The 19,065-nt window shown below is 63.5% G+C and carries 15 protein-coding genes; 7 read left to right on the forward strand and 8 right to left on the reverse strand.

What is annotated here, in order from left to right:
- Positions 1-579: 579 nt before the first annotated feature.
- Entirely contained in the window at positions 580-996 is a 417-nt protein-coding gene (locus C167_RS0116140) for a response regulator (protein ID WP_017519320.1), read from the forward strand.
- Here the strand turns inward: C167_RS0116140 and C167_RS0116145 are convergent.
- Positions 971-1,321 carry a YggL family protein gene (locus tag C167_RS0116145; protein WP_017519321.1) on the reverse strand — a complete coding sequence of 117 codons (351 nt, stop codon included), beginning with the start codon at positions 1,319-1,321 and terminating at the stop codon, positions 971-973. The genes C167_RS0116140 and C167_RS0116145 overlap by 26 nt on opposite strands.
- Positions 1,322-1,569: 248 nt before the next feature.
- Here C167_RS0116145 and dacB point away from each other — a divergent pair, with 248 nt between their 5' ends.
- The gene (dacB, locus tag C167_RS0116150; RefSeq protein ID WP_026079101.1) at positions 1,570-3,006 is read left to right on the forward strand and encodes a D-alanyl-D-alanine carboxypeptidase/D-alanyl-D-alanine-endopeptidase; all 1,437 of its coding nucleotides are present in this window, start codon (positions 1,570-1,572) and stop codon (positions 3,004-3,006) included.
- Between the two features lie 40 nt (positions 3,007-3,046).
- Here dacB and C167_RS0116155 read toward each other — a convergent pair whose 3' ends face one another.
- Positions 3,047-5,458 (reverse strand): diguanylate cyclase, encoded by a 2,412-nt coding sequence (locus tag C167_RS0116155; RefSeq protein WP_017519323.1) that lies wholly within the window; start codon positions 5,456-5,458, stop codon positions 3,047-3,049.
- Positions 5,459-5,559: 101 nt separating this feature from the next.
- Positions 5,560-7,746 carry a bifunctional 23S rRNA (guanine(2069)-N(7))-methyltransferase RlmK/23S rRNA (guanine(2445)-N(2))-methyltransferase RlmL gene (gene rlmKL / locus C167_RS0116160; protein WP_017519324.1) on the reverse strand — a complete coding sequence of 729 codons (2,187 nt, stop codon included), beginning with the start codon at positions 7,744-7,746 and terminating at the stop codon, positions 5,560-5,562.
- 480 nt (positions 7,747-8,226) lie between these two features.
- Between rlmKL and rmf the strand changes: the two genes are divergently transcribed.
- Positions 8,227-8,445 (forward strand): ribosome modulation factor, encoded by a 219-nt coding sequence (gene rmf / locus C167_RS33765; protein WP_081519407.1) that lies wholly within the window; start codon positions 8,227-8,229, stop codon positions 8,443-8,445.
- 103 nt (positions 8,446-8,548) lie between these two features.
- On the opposite strand, the gene C167_RS0116165 is transcribed toward rmf, so the two are convergent.
- Positions 8,549-9,574, reverse strand: coding sequence for a quinone-dependent dihydroorotate dehydrogenase (locus C167_RS0116165; protein WP_017519325.1), 1,026 nt, complete (start codon positions 9,572-9,574; stop codon positions 8,549-8,551).
- A gap of 53 nt (positions 9,575-9,627) precedes the next feature.
- Positions 9,628-9,849, reverse strand: a complete 222-nt coding sequence (locus C167_RS0116170; protein ID WP_017519326.1) for a DUF2835 domain-containing protein — start codon at positions 9,847-9,849, stop codon at positions 9,628-9,630.
- 149 nt (positions 9,850-9,998) lie between these two features.
- Here C167_RS0116170 and C167_RS0116175 point away from each other — a divergent pair, with 149 nt between their 5' ends.
- Positions 9,999-10,880, forward strand: coding sequence for a DUF6685 family protein (locus C167_RS0116175; RefSeq protein ID WP_026079102.1), 882 nt, complete (start codon positions 9,999-10,001; stop codon positions 10,878-10,880).
- A 9-nt stretch (positions 10,881-10,889) separates the two neighbouring features.
- Here the strand turns inward: C167_RS0116175 and C167_RS32640 are convergent, their stop codons facing one another.
- Positions 10,890-11,303 (reverse strand): helix-turn-helix domain-containing protein, encoded by a 414-nt coding sequence (locus C167_RS32640; RefSeq protein WP_081596683.1) that lies wholly within the window; start codon positions 11,301-11,303, stop codon positions 10,890-10,892.
- A 121-nt stretch (positions 11,304-11,424) separates the two neighbouring features.
- Here C167_RS32640 and C167_RS0116185 point away from each other — a divergent pair, with 121 nt between their 5' ends.
- Positions 11,425-11,637 carry a hypothetical protein gene (locus C167_RS0116185; RefSeq protein WP_017519329.1) on the forward strand — a complete coding sequence of 71 codons (213 nt, stop codon included), beginning with the start codon at positions 11,425-11,427 and terminating at the stop codon, positions 11,635-11,637.
- Here the strand turns inward: C167_RS0116185 and C167_RS0116190 are convergent.
- Complete coding sequence (locus tag C167_RS0116190) at positions 11,628-12,158, reverse strand: hypothetical protein (RefSeq protein ID WP_017519330.1); 531 nt, start codon at positions 12,156-12,158, stop codon at positions 11,628-11,630. The two genes, C167_RS0116185 and C167_RS0116190, sit on opposite strands and share 10 nt — an antisense overlap.
- A gap of 197 nt (positions 12,159-12,355) precedes the next feature.
- Here C167_RS0116190 and C167_RS0116195 point away from each other — a divergent pair, with 197 nt between their 5' ends.
- Positions 12,356-12,571: a hypothetical protein gene (locus C167_RS0116195; RefSeq protein WP_017519331.1), complete on the forward strand. Its 216-nt coding sequence runs from the start codon at positions 12,356-12,358 to the stop codon at positions 12,569-12,571.
- A gap of 441 nt (positions 12,572-13,012) precedes the next feature.
- Here C167_RS0116195 and C167_RS0116200 read toward each other — a convergent pair whose 3' ends face one another.
- Positions 13,013-17,875, reverse strand: a complete 4,863-nt coding sequence (locus C167_RS0116200) for an NAD-glutamate dehydrogenase (protein ID WP_017519332.1) — start codon at positions 17,873-17,875, stop codon at positions 13,013-13,015.
- Between the two features lie 306 nt (positions 17,876-18,181).
- Between C167_RS0116200 and C167_RS0116205 the strand changes: the two genes are divergently transcribed.
- Positions 18,182-19,054 carry a DUF1353 domain-containing protein gene (locus C167_RS0116205; protein ID WP_017519333.1) on the forward strand — a complete coding sequence of 291 codons (873 nt, stop codon included), beginning with the start codon at positions 18,182-18,184 and terminating at the stop codon, positions 19,052-19,054.
- Positions 19,055-19,065 lie beyond the last annotated feature (11 nt).

Consider the following 19,065-nt stretch of genomic DNA (forward strand, 5'->3'; position numbering starts at 1 on the left):
CGAATCCTGAGAAACCTCGGCACTATCCCTGCCTATGTCACCTAGCCGAGTTTCGATATGCCCTCACGACGTCATGCCCAAAGCGCAAGCTATCTCTCGCAGCCAGGTCAGCCGGCAGCGCCTAAAGTCTGGAACCAGAGGCTCTAGATCGGCCACTCGGGCACACTGACGAAGCTCGACAGGCTGAACTGCTGGCCGGACAGGCACCATGAGGCCCATCCGGTCCATAAGGCGGCGCCTTGTCGAGGCAGAGGTTCCGTCACAACCCGCATACCCCTTGGTAAAAAACAACAAGCGAAAACCAGAAACTATAAGCCACGTTATATACACGTTGACCGAACCGTATTTACCGGAGCCCCTGCAGATATAGATGCAGACAGCAAGTACGGCAAAGCCTGCTGGCAATCTAAATCGGACGACAGTCAAAACGCCAAGCCCAGCATATTCAAATCAACATTTCGAGCAAGACATTCCAGCTATTTCGGCGGAGTTCGGCCTACGGTGGGAACTCCGATCGTCATGGCAAAGTTGTGGCCCAGCTAACGAGGTGCCCTTCACAAACATTGGGAGCCCCTGTTCATGCAAGACAACAAACTCAGCATTCTGGTGGTGGAAGATCATCCGTTCCAGTTGATTGCCGCACAAATGCATCTGAACCGCTTGGGCTTCTTCAGATTGATTCCCGCGCTGGACGCCTCGGAAGCGCGCGAAGAGTGTGCCCGTCGCTCGGGGCCCTTCGACCTGCTGCTCTGCGACATCAACCTCCCGGGCACGGACGGTGTCGAACTGGCCATCGAACTGGCCGCCGCAGGGCGGATCCGGCATGCAGTGTTGCTGAGCTGTCGCGAGGATGCAGAATTGCGCACCCTGCAGCAGTCGCTCAAGGCGCGCGGCTTGCCCATCCTGGCCTGTCTACCGAAACCGCTCGATCAAACAGCACTGATGCAAACTCTTCAGGACGCCGAAGCCTTCAAGCTTCTGGAGCAGGCGGATTGACCGGCTGATCCGGATACCAGGCATCGATCAGCGGGCTGACGTTGAAACCCGCAAGCTCCGGCTGTTGCCTCAGCCACCCTGCGATCATCTCCCGCTGTTCCGGGCTTACCGAGCCACGCCTGGCAAGACAGACCAACCCATACTCGTCGCAACCGCTGAAAACCAGATCATTGGATTCGACGATGATCGCAAAGCGCTTGATGAATGCGTCTATCGCATCGTCGCCCAGCCCTTCCTTGTACTGAAAACTCAATTCGAATCCGAGCTCCTGGAATTCGTCGACAAACAACTTCTTGCGCAAACGACGGGAACGATGAGTAGCCATCCGAACTCTCCTCAGGGGGATAATCGTCTCTCGTTGAACATGCCGCAGTAAATTCACAGACTTGTCACCCCGCTCGCGAAGCGCTGCTGCGAGACGACCGGCATTAGAAGGCCTGCGCATACAGGATCGGCTTGCGGCATAATGAGTCGCACCTCCCGATCCAACAGGGAGTATTTCATCTGTAGTGTTGCGCTTCATCTTTTCATTTTTTCAAGTCAATGCCCGACCACTGGGATGTCATCTTTTCTATGCTCAAGTCTCTGCGCGTCCTCGCTCTCGCTACTTTATTGCCCTTCGCCTTGCCGGCCGTTGCCCAGATCAACTCCACCCTGCCCGAGCGCGTACAGAAGGCGCTGCGGGCCAGCAAACTCAGCGATGACGCCCTCTCGCTGGTGATGATTCCGCTGGAAGGCCCCGGCAACGCTACCTATTTCAACGCTGACGTGTCGGTGAACCCGGCGTCGACCATGAAGCTGTTCACCACCTATGCCGCCCTGGAAATGCTCGGCCCGACCTATCAATGGCAGACCGAGTTCTACACCGACGGCCAGCTCAAGGACGGCACGCTCAACGGCAATCTTTACCTCAAGGGCGGCGGCGATCCGAAGCTGAACCTGGAGAAGCTCTGGCTGATGATGCGCGACCTGCGCGCCAATGGTGTACGCAAGGTCAACGGCGATCTGGTGTTGGACCGCAGCTACTTCAACATCCCGCAATTGCCGGTGTTCAACGATGACGGCGGTGACGACAACAAGCCCTTCCTGGTCGGCCCCGACTCGTTGATGGTCAACCTCAAGAGCGTGCGCCTTGTGATCCGCACCGAAGGCAACAAGGCCACCGTATTGATGGACCCGCCGCTGGCGAACGTGCGCATCGACAATCAGATCCAGGTAAGCAAGCCCGCAGCCTGCCCGGCCTGGCCGAAGTTGCGCTTCAATCCGGTGACTCAGTTCGACGGTACCTCTCTGGTCGCCACCGGGCAGATTCCGCAAGGCTGCAGTGCGCAAACCTACATGTCGCTGCTCGAGCATCCGGCCTACACCGCTGGTGCCGTGCGCGGCATCTGGCAGGAGCTGGGCGGCAGCATCCTCGGCAAGGATCGCGAAGGAACCGTGCCGAAGAACGCCACCCTGGTGGCCCGCGCCATGTCGCCGGACGTCGTGGAAATCATCCGCGACATCAACAAGTTCAGTAACAACACCATGGCCCGCCAGTTGTTCCTCTCGGTGGGCCGCCAGTACCGCAACGGCGCCGACGCAGACGATGCCCAGGCCGCGCAGCGGGTCATCCGCCAGTGGCTGGCGCGCAAGGGCATCACCGCGAGCCACCTGGTGATGGAAAACGGTTCGGGCCTGTCCCGCGATGAGCGCGTCAGCGCCCGTGAGATGGCGGCCATGCTGCAAGCTGCCTGGCACAGCCCCTATGCCGCCGAGTACATTTCCTCGCTGCCGATCGTGGCGAAGGACGGCACCATGCGCAAACGCCTGCGCGGCACGCCCATGGCCGGAGAAGCCCACGTGAAGACCGGCACCCTGAACACCGTACGCGCCCTCGCCGGCTTCAGTCGCGATGCCAACGGCCGTACCTGGGTGGTGGTAGCGATCCTCAACAGCAACCGACCGTGGGGCGCCTCGTCGATCCTCGACCAGGTGTTGCTGGACCTGTACAGCAGCACCAAGCGTTGATACCCACAGGAGCCCCGGCCAACTGGCCGGGGTTTTCGCATCAGGCTTCAACCTTCTCCAGGCGATCCCGCCCCAGACGCTTGGCACGGTAGACCGCGCGATCCACCTTGCGCATCAGGTCGTCCGCACTCTCGCCAGGACACCAGGACGCCACCCCGAAACTCGCCGTCACCACGCCGACGCCATCCATCGGCTGGCCACGCAGCGCCTGCCACAGCGCCTCAGCCAACTGCCAGGCCTGGTCAGTCGAGCTGCCCGGGCAAAGCACCACCAGTTCCTCGCCGCCGAGGCGGCAGAACACGTCCACCTTGCGCAGACGCTGGGCAATCCGTTGGCACAGCGTAACCAGCACGGTATCACCCGCCTCGTGACCAAAGCGGTCATTGATGTCCTTGAAGTGATCGATGTCGAACATCACCAGCGACAACGGCTCGCCGCTGCGGGCGCAACGCGCCATGGCCTGGTCCAGCTGTTCCTTGAAATAGCGGCGGTTGTGGATGCCAGTGAGCGCATCGGTGACCGACAGCCGCCGCAGTTCGAGCTCCGCTTCCTTGCGCCGGGTGATGTCGGTCGCAATGCCCAGATAGCCCGTGGTGTTGCCGGCAGAATCGCGGACACCGGTAATGATCAGGTTGATCTTCAGCTGCCGGCCATCTCGGCGCACGCAGGTCCATTCGTGCTCCTCATGACCTTCTCCGACGAGAGCGCCGACGACTTCGAAGCCGCGAATCTCGCGGCCAAGGATGCCCGACAGGTCTTGGGCGCGGCGCCGGATCTCGTCCTTGACGAAAACGTTCTCCGGCACCGGCCGCCCGATCACTTCCTGGGCGCTGTAGCCGAACATCCGTTCGGCCCCCACGTTGAAACTGCGCACGAAGCCACGCAAGTCGGTCGAAACGATGGCCACCTGGGTCGCCGCATCGAGCAGACCGTGGAGACGACTGTTCACCTCGCCCAGTTCCAGTTCAGCGGCCTTGCGTGAACTGATATCGGTCTGCGTGCCGATCATGCGCCGCGGCGCGCCATCGTTGCCGCGCTCCACCACCTGCCCCCGATCGAGCACCCAAAGCCAGCGTCCGCTCTTGCAACGCAGCCGGTGCTCGCTCTGATACAGCGAGGAGTCCCCGCGCAGATGCCGGCGCAGCGCCTCGCAGCGCGATTGCTTGTCGTCGGGGTGGACTCGGCTCAGGCTTTCATCGGTCGTCGTCCCCACTTCGCTGTCGCGAAAGCCGAGCATGGCTTTCCAGGCGTGGGAATAGAAGACATTCCCGCTATCCAGGTTCCAGTCCCAGACACCGTGCCCGGCGCTATCCATGGCGAAGTGCAGGCGCGCCTGGTTTTCCTGCAGCTCCAACTGATTGGCCCGCAGTTCGGCGGTGCGCTCATCCACCAATTGCAGGGCGCGCTGACGTTGGCCGAGCAGCGTCAGGACATAACCAGCCAGCAGCACGGAGGTCAGGCTGCCGGCGAGCACCACCCACAGCTGCGGATGTCCCTGATTGCGTCGCAGGAAGTCGCTGGAAGGCTCGACCCGGACAAGATAGTCACGGCCTGCAAAAAGCAGGTGGCGCTCCGAGACGAGCCCCGCAGTCTGGTCCGCGGCGACCGGGCTGCGATAGAGCGGTACGTCCGGACGTGGATCACCCGCGTCGCGCAGGGTCAGCGCCAGTTGCTCGCCGCGCCCCTCCGTTCCCTGCTCGATGAGCAGTCGATAACTGATTGCCGCCAGGAGGATGCCCTGGATGCCAACGCGAGTCTCCGCCGTCGGGCTGGGTGTCGCGCTGGTGCGATAAAGCGGGGCCGCCAGCAGCAGGCCGGTGGAGTCCGCTGGCGGAGCTCCGGGCAGAACGACAGGCATTGATGCGGCCACCGAGCGGGACTTCAGTACACGTTGCGTCAGTTCCCGGCCCGGCAGGGTCGAATTGAGATCAAGCCCGAGGGGCATTTCCTCAAGGTATTCGGAGGCGCCATAGAGGACGGGAAAATAGCGCTCGCGGACTTGAGCAGGAATCGGCCGCCCCTGCAGATCGAGATCGAACAGCATGTAATCCAGCATGCCGGCGGCGCGGGCGCTGGCCTCGAAGGCTTCGCGGTGGCGATGGTCAACGCGGGGCAGCCAGGCGTAACCCAGGGTATCGCCCAACAACGGGCTGACGAAATGCTCGAACTCCTCGCGAGAGACCTTCTCGGAGTTCTCGAAAAAGCGCTGGATCGATTCCAGTTCACTCAGTTGCGTCGACAGGCGTTCTCGAACCCGGTCGATCCGCTCATTGGCCGTGAGCACGAACTGCTGTTCCAGGGCGATGTGGGCGTTGCGCCAAACATTCCAGCCCAGCAGCGCCGTCAGCAAAAAGCCCGCCACCAGCACCACACCGGCGGCGCGCAGCGCCTTTTTCTGGCTGGCGACTCCCTGAGCGGCGGGCAATTGCTTGTAGGCCGGCAACTGAGTCATGTGGATTCCCGATCTCAGGGGTACTCAGTTCTTATAGCAGCCGATGGCCATTTGCCCAGCCATGCTGCGACGCAAGGCCCAGGCCGCGCGCCGCTCGGGTGTCAGCGCACGGTGATGCGCCAGGCCCGGTGGATCTTGCTGTTGCGGGCGAAGTCCGGGTCCAGCGTCTGCGCGCTGATCTCCTCGACCTGATAACGCGCCGCCAACCCTTCGTCCAGTTCGAACTTGCGGAAGTTGTTGGAGAAATACAGCACCCCGCCCTTGGCCAGGCGAGCCATGGCCAGATCGACCAGCTCGACATGGTCACGCTGCACATCGAACACGCCTTCCATGCGCTTGGAGTTGGAGAAGGTGGGCGGGTCGATGAATATCAGGTCGTATTCGCCTCGGTCTTCACGCAGCCATTCCATCACGTCGCTCTGCACCAGGCGTTGCTTGTCGGAGAAACCGTTGAGCGACAGGTTGCGCCGTGCCCAGTCCAGATAGGTCTTCGACAGATCGACGCTGGTGGTGCTGCGCGCATCGCCTTTGGCGGCATGCACGGTGGCCGTGGCGGTATAGCAGAACAGGTTGAGGAAGCGCTTGCCGGCAGCCTCGCGCTGGATGCGCAGGCGGATCGGTCGGTGATCGAGGAACAGACCGGTGTCGAGGTAGTCGGTCAGGTTGACCAGCAGCTTCACACCACCCTCTTCGACTTCCATGAAGCGGCCTTCGGCGTTCTGCCGCTCGTACTGCTTCTTGCCAGTCTGGCGCTCGCGACGCTTGATGACGATTCGCTCGGTGGGAATACCCAGCGCCTGCGGCAACGCGGCGAGCGCATCGAGCAGGCGGATCTGGGCCTTCTCCGGGTCGATGGATTTGGGCGCGGCGTATTCCTGCACGTGCGCCCAATCGCGGTAGAGGTCCACGGCCAGGGCGTACTCGGGCATGTCGGCGTCATACACGCGGTAGCACTCGACCTTTTCCTTGCGCGCCCACTTGCCGAGCGTCTTGACGTTCTTCTGCACACGGTTGGCGAACATCTGCCCGCCTTCGCTCAGGCGCGCCTGTTCGATCACAGCGGCGCCCTGCTGCGCCGGAGAGGCTTCACTGCGCTCGCCACGCTCGCCGGTGACAAACTGGCGCGGATCGATATCCAGCATGATCAGCTTGCATGGCAGCGCGCCGTTGAAGAAGGCGTACTGTTTGTGGCTGCGAATACCCATGCGCTTGCCCAGCTCCGGCGCGCCGGTGAACACGCCGGCGCTCCAGCCCAGGCAGCTCTGGCGCAGGCGTTCACCGAGGTGCTGGTAGAGATACAGCAGGCTGGCCTCGTCGCCCAGGCGCTCGCCGTAAGGCGGATTGCAGATGATCAGACCCTTCTGGCCCTTGTCCGGGCGCGGCTCGAAGGTTGCCAGTTCGCCCTGGTAGATCTTCACCCATTCGGCGAGCCCCGAACGCTCGATATTGTTGCGCGCAGGCTGGATCAGGCGCGGGTCAGCTTCGTAGCCGCGAATCCACAGCGGCGTCTTCGCCAGACCAACTTCGGCACGCTGCCGGGCTTCGTCGATCAGCTTCTTCCAGATTGCCGGCACATGACCCAGCCAGTTACTGAAGCCCCAGCGCTCGCGCTTGAGGTTCGGCGCGACGTCGGCAGCCATCAGGCCAGCTTCGATGAGGAAGGTGCCGACGCCACACATCGGGTCGGACAATGCGCCGCCTTCGGCAGCGATTTTCGGCCAACCGGCACGAATCAGCACGGCAGCGGCGAGGTTTTCCTTCAGTGGCGCAGCACCTTGCTGCAGGCGGTAGCCACGCTGGTGCAGGCTGTGCCCGGAAAGGTCCAGCGACAGAACAGCCTGGCCACGATCCAGGTGCAGGTGCACCCGGATGTCCGGGTTGACCTTGTCCACGGTCGGCCTCTTGCCGAATTCGGCGCGAAGGTTATCGACGATGGCGTCCTTCACCTTCAGCGCACCGAAGTGCGTGTTGTCGATGCCCGAACCCTTGCCGCTGAATTCAACCGCCAGGCTGCCGCCGGCATCCAGGTGGTCGCCCCAGGGCACGGCGTTGACGCCCAGGTAGAGATCTTCGGCGTTATTCACCGAAAACCGCGACAGCACCAGCAGCACACGATTGGCCAGTCGCGACCAGAGGCACAGGCGGTAGGCCGTCTCCAGGTCGCCCTTGCCGCGAACGGCCGAAACCTGGGCACGCGCCTCGGTCAGCCCGAGCGCCTGGGCTTCCTCCAGCAACAGGCCATCGAGCCCTTTCGGGCAGGTGAGGAAGAGATCGTGCAAATCCGCCATGCAAATAATTCCCGGGCCTCAGCCCATTGAGCAAAGCCGCTTACGGCCTTGTCGGCCACCTTTTGTTCATTCGCGAACCAAAGCGACCCCGTTAATTCATTTTCCGGGATGGACCGGCGAACCGGCCTGCGGCCTCGCGTCGCAGAATGCCACCCCACTCGTCGGAACGAGAGACGGTCTCAATTAGACACACATTCCTCTTGATCCTTGGCAAGCTCCCGCCCCTGGCGGGTTATGCCGTACTGGCACTTTGCAAACTGCACGAACCTTATGGCCCAAACCCATAAGAGTTACGTCCTTATGACAAATTGGTCATTCACAGCCCCGGAACCTTTCGATAGAACTCGGGGTAATCCTTCACCGCAACGGTGTCGGGCGGGGCGCGTCACGCCGGCAATGCGCCCCATTGGCGGAAATTTCCGCCCGGCCTCCCTGGGGGGCCAACGGGACATAACAGTCAACAAGTGAGGGCTACACCCTATGAGAAGACTTAAGCGTGATCCGTTGGAAAGAGCCTTTTTGCGTGGTTATCAGCACGGCATTACTGGAAAATCTCGCGACCTCTGTCCGTTTACCCATCCCACTACCCGGCAATCCTGGCTCAACGGCTGGCGTGAGGGCCGCGGCGACAACTGGGATGGTTTGACCGGCGCCGCCGGTATTCAACGTGTGAACCAGTTGCAGCACGCAACAGGCTGAATCCAGGGTCACCCCCGACTTCCCCAAGCCGCCCCATCCGGGCGGAAAAGGGCGCAAGCCCAAGGGCTCCGAAAGGAGCCCTACTTATTTCTGCTTTCCGAGTTCAAGCCCGCTTGGCCGCCGCAATGGCGTCCACCGCCTCGCGAATCAGCGCCGGGCCCTTGTAGATGAAGCCCGAGTAAATCTGCACCAGGCTCGCACCCGCAGCGATCTTCTCCGCGGCATGCGCGCCTTCGGTGATGCCGCCCGCGGCGATGATCGGCAGGCGACCACCCAGCTCACCGGCCAGCACCTTGACGATATGGGTGCTCTTCTCGCGCACCGGGGCCCCCGACAGGCCACCCGCCTCGTTGCCGAACGGCAGGTGCTCGACGCCTTCGCGACCCAGGGTGGTGTTGGTGGCGATCACCGCATCCATACCCGCCTCGATCAGCGCGGAAGCGACCATTGCGGTCTCCTCGTCGCTCATGTCCGGAGCGATCTTGATCGCCAGCGGTACGCGACGGCCATATTTCACCGCCAAGTCTTCCTGGCGCAGGCGCAGCGCTTCGAGCAACTGCTTGAGCGAATCGCCGAACTGCAGGCTGCGCAGGCCGGGGGTGTTCGGCGAGCTGACGTTGACCGTGACGTAGCTGGCGTGAGCGTAGACCTTGTCCAGGCAGATCAGGTAGTCATCCACCGCGCGCTCGACCGGGGTATCGAAGTTCTTGCCGATGTTGATGCCCAGCACGCCCTTGTACTTCGCCGCCTTGACCCGCTCGATCAGATGATCGACCCCGTGATTGTTGAAGCCCATGCGGTTGATGATTGCGGTGGCTTGCGGCAGGCGGAAGATGCGCGGCTTGGGGTTGCCCGGCTGCGGACGCGGGGTGACGGTGCCGATCTCGACGAAACCGAAGCCCAGTTGGGCGAAGCCGTCGATGGCGTCACCGTTCTTGTCCAGGCCGGCTGCCAGCCCCACAGGGTTGGCGAATTCCAGGCCCATGACCTTTACTGGCAGGCTTCTCGGCGCCGGCGTCAGCAAGCCGTTGAGGCCCAGGCGACCACCGGCACCGATCAGGTCGATGGACAATTCATGGGAGGTTTCCGGGGAGAGCTTGAACAGGAGCTCGCGGGCCAGGCTGTACATGGTCGGGCATCGGTCGGCAAAATGGGGCGCCATTATAGCCAGCCCACTCTCGCTCAGGCGAGGCGACGCAGCGCCAGCAGCCGCCCGGAATCGTCGAATTCCAGCTCGAAGCTGCCATGAACTCCGGAGTGAGTGACGAATGGACGCAGGTGATACGCCGGCAGATTGATCCGCCGGCCATCGCGACTGACCACCTCTACCCGGTTGACATGCCCGCGATAGAATGCCTGCAGCCGGTCCACCGGCAGGCATATATCCAGCACAACGCAAGCCATGGAGGCCTCCAGCAAATGAAGGAAAGAATTTTGCCACACTGCATGCGCCCAACGGCGCCAGGGTTTTCTATGCTTAGGGCAATTCGCCGTGCATCACGCCCGGCGCTTCCTACACTCGCCAGCCGGTCATCGAGAGTCTTGCGTCGCCCATGAGTCAACCATCCCGCCCCCGCAGCGTGACCAGTCGGCTGGCCGCCCTCGCCCAGCGTCTGGGTATTGGCAGCTCCGATGGGCGTAACGTCGCTGAGCGCAGCCGGAGCCTTTCCCTGCCCTTCGAGCCACTGCCCAACGGGCCCGCGGGTCTCGGTTGGCAATCGGGCCCTCCGCTGTACCGTCTGATCGACCTGCCGCGCGGCGCGCTGTCCGGTCCGGTACAGGAAGACAAGGCGCGCATCCACGCCGTACTCAAGCGCCTGGTGACCAGCTACCGCGAAGAGCACCCCGCCGTCGACATTCGAAGCATCGATGGCCTCTGCTGCCGCAGCCTGCTCGACAGCCCCCTGGCAGGGCTCGAAGACCTCTCCAACTGTGAGCAGTGCCGCAAGGTGCGGATCATCAGCTACAACGACTTCACCAAGGTACTGGGTGTGGCCCTGCCCGGTTTCGAGCGCAAGACGCCTCTGCAGTTGCGTAGCGCGAGCTGGCACGGCGTGCGGTTGTTCTGGGACGACGACAATCACCCGTGCGAACTGGCCAACGCGGTGGTCTATGCCCGCCGCCGCGGGCTGGAGATCATCCTGCCGGCGAGCATCCAGCACTTTGCCCTGCAGGCCCCCGTGCTGGATGAACTGGAGCACGGCTTCCATATGCTGGCCATGCCGGCCAAGGCCTGGAGCGACGCGTCCTTCATGGAACTGTTGCTGGAGACCGGCATGCCCTACGCGCGCTTCGGCCTGTTCAATTCGGAAACCCCTGAGAGCCTGCTGCTGCCCAGGGATGACCCCCAGTCGGATGGCTTCGGTCAGGGGCTGCGCGAAGCCGGCGCTGCGGACGTGATCACCTACCTGCGCCAGACCGGCGCGGCCGGCTGACGCGACACCTCACTCCTCGCGGCTCTCTTCCCAGAGCTGGCGCTCCTCCTCCTCCAGGCTATCGAGCACCTCATGGTGCCGTGCCCGCCACTCCTGCAGAGTCAGACCGAGCGTGGCCAACAGCTGCGGATTGCTCCTGACCAGATAAACCGCCGCGCGCTGGGCGGAGTCCTCGACCTTCCAGGTCACCTCTGCCTGGTCGATCGGCCCTTCGTAGGTTATCCACCGGCTGAAGTCCGGGTAAACGCTGCAGACCTTCTGGAAATCGAGGTCACGCATGCGCTGATTGCCGTACTCGATGTTTTCCACATCCTTGGCCTTCATGCCAACCACTTCGGCGAAGGCGCGGCGAGACAGGCCCGTCAGCGAGCGCAATGCGCGTAGTCTTTCTCCTGCAGTGAATAGGAAACGTTTCTTCATCATGCGTCATCCATCTCCGAGACCGATAAAGCCCGGATAAACACCCTAATAACTAGGATAAATTCGCCGTCCAGGCCGCAGCAGAGGCCATGGACCAATCAGACGGGATGGTGCGGGACACAATATGAACGAGGAAAGCGGATTCAGCCCGGACCTTGACGAAGGTGGCTATTACGTGACGCCCCAGCGTTTTGCACAGCTGGTCGGGCTGAACGACCGACCAGCCATTGTGCAACTCTGGATCGATCAAAAAGCCATACCGACTCGACGCATAGGCGACCGGGTCCTGGTGGACCTGGGCGCCCTGCTGCTGATGACCCAGCCGGATCAGCCCTGATCGGCTTGCCGGGCGGCCTGCAGCGCCGGCACGGCGGGAATGCCGATTTCCACGCAAAGCGCCATGACCCGCTCCAGGTCATTGCGGTACACCAGTACGCACTGCAGTTCGGTGTCCAGCGGCTCGCTGAAGTTCACCAGCACATAGCCGCCTTTTTCCGGGTACAGCGCACCGAGCTGGGTCTGGATGCGGTTAAGCGCGGCCAGCGGCTCGGTCTTGCGCAGTTGCTTGGCCTGCAGCACAAAACTCACGCTCGGATCGAAGGAGGCGCGGATCTCACCGAACAGCTCCTCGTAGCTGTCGCCCATGAACAGCACGATCTCCGGCAGGCTGCCCACCACCACCCACTCACCCAGCGGAATGGGGAAGCTTTCGTCGTAATTGATGTCCGGATTGGCGGCGAGGAAGGCCGCCGGATCGGCATAGGCCTGCGAAGCCTCGTCGGCGACCTGCTGGATCTCATCCTCCCCGAGGCAGCCGGAGCTGATCAGCGTGAGAAGTTCGACGAGTTGCGCTTTCATGGGGATGTCCTGAATCGGGATAAACAGCGGGGAAGGATATCCGCATTCGCTGTAAAACGCCGCAGCCGGGAACTTTCTGTAGGACTGAAGCGTCGGAAGTCGCCAGAAACGATAACCACTATTGAACGGGATGATTTCTGCTCGCCTCGAGCGGTTGATAGCCTTTCCCTACCCCGAACCAGCCTGCGTGTGAAACCATGAACCGTGCCCTCGCCCTCCTTTCCCTGACCCTGCCCCTGTGGCTGGTGGGCTGCGCCAGCCAACCGGCGCCGCAGCCAGAGCCCTACAGCGACGAGCAAGTCAAATCCTTCGCGCTGAAGATGCTGGGGGCCAGCAATATGTCCGATGAGCTGTACGCCAAGTACCGTCGGGCACTGACCGAGCCGCATGAGGATGGGCGGAGCGGGAGCTGAACATCCACGCCGTATCCGGAGAAGCGGAGCGTCTCCGCCAAGCCCCTCGCGGCGGAACGCGTTTTCCCTTTTGCCTCTGAAGGCCAGCGATACAGCCCCGTGCCCAGCGAGCGTGGCGATGGGTCGCTTATCGTGCTGTTCGCGAGCAAGCTCGCTCCTACAAAGAGCGCTCCGAGCAAGGGCGAGCTGTAGGAGCGAGCTTGCTCGCGAACCGAGCTCTGCCGCTTTCTCAATAGGGCGCTGGCCCGACGACTCGCCCCCCCCAATCGATAGGCATCACTGCATCTAGCGCCATCCGGCGTGGGGGCTCGGCGGGAGGTCCGTGCAGGCGGCGACTCACGTCGCGGGCATGGCCCGCTCCTACAGGGGCGCTTATCCAGGCGAAAAAAAGCCCCGCACGAGGCGGGGCTGGAGCATCAAAAGGTTTTCAGGCGTTGACCGTCAGACCGGGCCAGCGCCCTGCTGGTTGCTTTGCGCCAGGTCGAGCAGCTCGCGGTTGGCCACGGCGTACATGGCGTAGTCGGTGCTGGTGGATGCACGCAGGTCAGCAAGCATGGCGCGCCAGCGCGCAACCATCGGAGCGTGCTGGTCCAGCCAGAGCGCCACGCGCGCGTCGATTTCCGCGGGGCCATCCTGCATCTGCAGCACCGACACGGTAATTGCGCGCTGTTGCCAGTCCAGGTCGTCGCGGAAGGCTTCGCGGGCCAGCGCCTGCCAGTTGTTTTCCACCGGCAGGGAGCTGATCTGCTGCAAATACCAGGTCAGTTCCAACTCGCTGCCCAGGGCGAAGTAGGCGCGCGCCACGTCGGCCGGATCACGGCCGGTGACGTCCGCTGCTTCGACGATCGGCAGCAGGGTGTAGAGGTGACTGGTACCGGCGACCATGCGCGCCAGCAGCTCCGGCACGCCCGCATCGACGTAGGCCTGGTAGCGCGCCTGCCACAGTTCGCGGGTCGGGCCTTCAAGCAGTTCGTTGAGCTTCAGGCCCAGGGCTGCGATGCGCGGACCGAAGTGCGCGACGTCGCGAGCGGCGTCCTGCTCGTTGCGACGACTGCGCAGGAACCAACGGGTCGCGCGGCGCCCCAGACGCATCAGCTCGTCCATCAGGGTCAGCTGCACTTCCGCCGGCACCTGGTAGTCCAGTGCCTCGATCTGGCGGAACCAGTGCGGCAGATGGAAGACATCGCGCACGATCACGTAGGCGCCCGCCACGTTCGCCGGCGTCATGCCGGTGGACTCCTTCAGGCGCTGCACGAAGGTGATGCCCATGTGGTTGATCAGGTCGTTGGCGATCTGCGTACTGACGATCTCGCGCTTCAGACGGTGCTTGCGCATGGCCGGGCCGAAGGTATCGACCAGGGCCTGCGGGAAGGCCGTCTCCATGTCGCGGGTCAGGTAGTCGTCGTCCGGCACCAGCGAACCCAGCAGCTGTTCCTTCAGATCGATCTTGCTGTAGGAAATCAGCACAGCCAGTTCGGCGCGGGTCAGGCCCTGGCCGGCAGCGATGCGCTCGGCAAGGCCGTCGTCGGTGGGCAGGAATTCCAGCGCGCGATCCAGCTTGCCACGCGCCTCAAGGTCGCTCATCAGCCGCTTGTACTCGGCGATGCGCTCGCGGGCGCGGCGCTCGGCCAGGGACAGCGCCTGGGTCTGCTTGTAGTTGTTGCCCAGCACCAGGTCGGACACCTGGTCGGTCATTTCCGCCAGCAGCTTGTTGCGCTGCTTGCTGGTCATGTCGCCGGCGGTCACCACCTCGTTGAGCAGGATCTTGATGTTCACCTCGTGGTCGGAGCAGTCCACACCACCGGCGTTATCGATGAAGTCGGTGTTGCAGGCGCCGCCGTTGAGGCCGAACTCGACCCGCGCCAGCTGCGTCATGCCGAGGTTGCCGCCCTCGCCCACCACTTTCACCCGCAGGTCGCGGCCGTCCACGCGCAGGCCGTCGTTGGCCTTGTCGCCGACGTCGGCGTGGGTTTCGTCACTGGACTTCACGTAGGTGCCGATGCCGCCGTTCCACAGCAGGTCCACCGGCGCCTTGAGCAGCGCATGGATCAGCTCGGTCGGGGTCAGGCGCTCGGCATCGATGTCGAAGCGCGCGCGCACTTCCGGGGTCAGGGTGATGCTCTTGGCGCTGCGCAGGAAGATGCCGCCACCGGCGGAGATCAACGAAGCGTCGTAATCGGCCCAACTGGAACGCGGCAGGTTGAACAGGCGCTGGCGCTCGGCGAAGCTCGCCGCCGGGTCCGGATTCGGGTCGAGGAAGATGTGCATGTGGTTGAACGCTGCAACCATCTGCAGCTTGTCGGACATCAGCAGGCCGTTGCCGAACACGTCGCCGGCCATGTCGCCGATGCCGATGACGGTGACGCTGTCCTTCTGCACGTCGATGCCGCGCTCGCGGAAGTGCCGCTGCACCGAGACCCAGCCGCCACGGGCGGTAATGCCCATGCCCTTGTGGTCGTAGCCGGCGGAGCCGCCGGAGGCGAAGGCGTCGCCAAGCCAGAAGTTGTAGTCGGCGGAAATGCCGTTGGCGATGTCGGAGAAAGTCGCGGTGCCCTTGTCCGCCGCCACCACCAGGTAGGGGTCGTCGGCGTCGTGGCGCACCACGTTGGCAGGCGGCACGACCTGGCCTTCCTTGAGGTTGTCGGTGATGTCCAGCAGGCCGGAGATGAAGATGCGGTAGCAGGCAATGGCCTCGGCCTGGATATCGTCGCGGCTGCCGCCGACCGGCAGGCGGCGCGGGATGAAGCCGCCCTTGGCGCCGGTGGGCACGATCACCGCGTTCTTGACTTGTTGCGCCTTCACCAGGCCCAGCACTTCGGTGCGGAAGTCTTCCTCGCGATCAGACCAGCGCAGGCCGCCACGGGCCACGTCGCCGAAGCGCAGGTGCACGCCTTCCACACGCGGGCAGTAGACGAATATCTCGAACTTGGGCGTCGGCCGCGGGATTTCCGGGATGGCCTTGGGGTTGAACTTGAAGCTGAAGTAGCTCTTGTTCTGCCCAGCTACGTCCGGCTGGTAGAAGTTGGTGCGCAGGGTCGCCTTGATCAGGTCGAGGTAGCGCCTCAGGATGCGGTCCTCGTTGAGCACCTGGACGTTGTCCAGGGCCGCGAGAATCGCCTGTTCCAGCTTCTGCTGCTTGTCTTCAAGGTCCTCGGCGGTGAGCTTGCGGGCGAGGTAGAAGCGGGTCTTGAACAGGCGCACCAGTTCGCGGGCGATGTCCACGTGGGCGTTCAGCGCGCTGGCGATGTAGCCCAGGTCGAAGCCCAGGCGAATCTGCTTGAGATAGCGCGCGTAGGCGCGCAGCAGCGCCACGTCGCGCCACGGCAGGCCGGCGGTCAGCACCAGGCGGTTGAAGGCATCGTTCTCGGCGTCGCCGTTGACGATGTGGACGAAGGCGTCCTGCAGGGTCTCGTTGAGTTCCTGGATGTTGACGTCCAGGCCCTCGGCGTAGGTGAAGGCGAAGTCGTGGATCCAGTACTCGCGGCCGTTGGTGTGGCGCAGCCGATAGGGGAACTCGCCGAGCACGCGCAGGCCGAGGTTTTCCAGAATAGGCAAGACGTCCGACAGGGCCAACGGCGTGTCGGCGTGGTACAGCTTGCAATGCAGCTGCTGTTCGCCCTGGGCCAGCGGCTGGTAGAAGCTCATCACCAGTGGGCGGCTGTCGGACAGGCTGGACAGGTGCTGCAGGTCCACCACCGCGAAATGCGGGGCAAAGCGCTCGCGGTAGCCGGCCGGGAAGCCCTTCGGGAAGTCTTCCAGCAGGTTGTTGCCCTGCCCTTCGCCGAAGTTCTCCAGCACCAGTGCGGCGTAGTCGTCCTGCCAGGAGCGGCAGGCCTGGATCGCCTCCTGCTCCAGCTGGGCGGCATCAACGTCGATACGATTCTTCGGATCGACACGCAGGATGAACTGCACGCGGGCCAGGGTGGATTCGGAGAAGAAGGTCCAGAACTCGCAGTCGCTGGCCTTCAGGCGCTCCATCAGCACCTGCTGGATCTTCATCCGCGTTTCGGTGGAATAGATGTCACGCGGTACGTAGGCCAGGCAGTAGGCGAAGCGGCCGTACGGGTCCTTGCGCAGGAACAGGCGAATCTTGTTGCGTTCCTGGATCTGCACGATGGACATGGCGGTGTTGTACAGCTCATCCACCGGGGTCTGGAACAGATCGTCGCGCGGCAGCACCTCGAGGATCTGCGCCAGCTCCTTGCCCAGGTGCGCCTTGCTGTCGAAACCGGAATTCTTCAACACCGCAGCGACCTTGCCACGGATGAACGGGATGTCGAACACGCTCTCGGCATAGACCGCCGAGGTATACAGGCCGAGGAAGCGGAACTCGCGGACGACCTTGCCCTTGGCGTCGATCTCGCGGATCGACACGTAGTCCGGGTAGGCCGGGCGGTGCACGCGGCTGGGCTGCGAGGCCTTGGCGAAGGACAGCAGTACCGGCTCGCGCAGGTAGGTCACCGCGTAGTCCTCGATGTGCAGGTCGTCCTTGTTAAGGCCGGCGCGCAGGGTGCGGGTCAGGCCGAGGAAGGCCTTCTCGTCGTACACCAGGTGGCCGCCGTCGGCTTCCTCCTGCACGGTGAATTCTTCATAGCCAAGGAAGGTGAAGTGGTTGTCCAGCAGCCACTCGAGGAAGGCGCGCACCTCGGCGGTTTCCTCGGCGCGAGCCTTGAGCTTGGATTTGCCCAGCCAGGCCAGCAGCTCTTCGGCCTTGGTGCGCATGGCCGGGAAATCGGCTACCGCCAGGCGGACTTCGCCCAGCACCTCCAGCAGGGCTTTTTCCAGGGTGCGCAGTTCGCCGGCCTGGGAGACGCGGTCGATCTCCAGGTACATCAGCGACTCCTGGCGCACGTCCTTGCCGGTGCTGTTCTTGGGCAGGATTTCCAGCAACTCGCCCTTGGCGTTGCGGCGCACGCTGAGCACGTTGGTCTGCAGGGTGTGGATGCTGTAGCCGCGGCGGTTCAGCTCCATGCGCACCGAGTCGACCAGGAACGGTTGGTCCGGGTGCAGCACCTGCACGGCGGTGTGGGTGGACTGCCAGCCATGCTTCTCGTAATCGGGGTTGTAGACCGCAACGATAGGCTGGGCGGGGTCGAAACGTTCCAACAGGCGCCAGGAAGACAGCGTGCAGCCGACCAGGTCGGACAGCCTGCGCTGGGTCAATTCGTCGAGGGAGATGAAGCCGAAGAACTGCTCGGCGAACAGGGTCACTTGTGGCAGACCCTTGTCGTCGACGTGCTGCGCCAGGGCCGCTTTCAGTTGTTGCTGGAAGTCGGCTTTGCTGGCTGCGGTGAAGAACGCCATGTTGGTACTCCGCTGGGCTCGTTTTGTTGGATTGAGCGTAGAACGCATATCGCCTTGTGTCGGGCCACAGGTCATAGACGGGCAGTGTGACCCTCGATTGACAACCCCGACCGGGCGGTCACCGATCCCAGCGAGCTTATCGGGAGTGGCCAGGCCGTGGCTTACGGGGCTGCGACATATTCGTTCAACGGCATGCAGAGGCTACGCCCACGCAGAGACGACAGATTTCCCGGTACGATCGTTCCGCACCTGCCGCAGGAAATATCAAAGCGCTATCATGCGGACTCCTGCCCTGGAACGGACGCCATGCAACGCCACCCACCCTTGCACCGCCCGCTGCTGCGCCACCTGGACAACCTGCTGGTCACCCTGTTGGGCGTGACGCTGCTGGTGCTGGCCTGGCTGTTCCTCGACGAAGCCGTACGGCCGCTGCTGATCGGCGCGGTCCCGGTCTATCTCGGCGTATTGTTGCCACGCATCGTCGGCCGCACCGAGCGCCTGCGCCGGGTCGAAGCCGCGCGGGAGCGCTCGGTGCGCGAGTGGGGCTTCTGCAGTCGCGACCGCAACGGCCCGTGGATCAACTACATCGACTTCCCGCTGGTCTGCGAGGAGCCGCTGTTCCAGGGTCGCTTCTTCTACAGCGAGTGGCTGGTGGTGCACGACGGGCGCATCATCATCAACCCCGGGCCCGCCAGCGTGGACCTTGCCGCCGGCACCGTGAGCTACGACTTCGGCTGTACGCGCACCTACGCCTGGGACGGCTGCTCGCCGAAGGTGCCGTTCTTCTGGATCGCCACCCTCGGCACGCCGGATTGGTGGGAACACCTGGAAAGCGTGCAGTGCCTGCGCCACGGGCAGCAGAAGGAACGCACGATGTTCTGGCCGGTGGCGCACCACGCGAGCCTGGTGCACGACGCGCTGTACCAGTTCCTCAACGTCGCCCCGGTGACCAAGGCCGAGGCGGACGAGCTGTTCCACCGCATGCTGCTGCGCGCCGGCATGCCGCGCCTGGTGGCCTGGGTCTACCGCTTCGCGGTGGTCCATGGCGGTGCGCGCGATATGCGCCAGCAGCGCAACCCCAATTCCGCGCTGCATTGCCTGACACCGCTGCCCGGCGTAGAAACCGTTCGGGAACCGGCAGCGCCGCACAAGGCTCGAAGCGCAGCGCTGCAAGAGTGAGGGCCGATGCA

The organism is Pseudomonas nitroreducens TX1, assembly GCF_000313755.1.
GTDB classification, from domain to species: Bacteria; Pseudomonadota; Gammaproteobacteria; order Pseudomonadales; family Pseudomonadaceae; genus Pseudomonas; species Pseudomonas nitroreducens_A.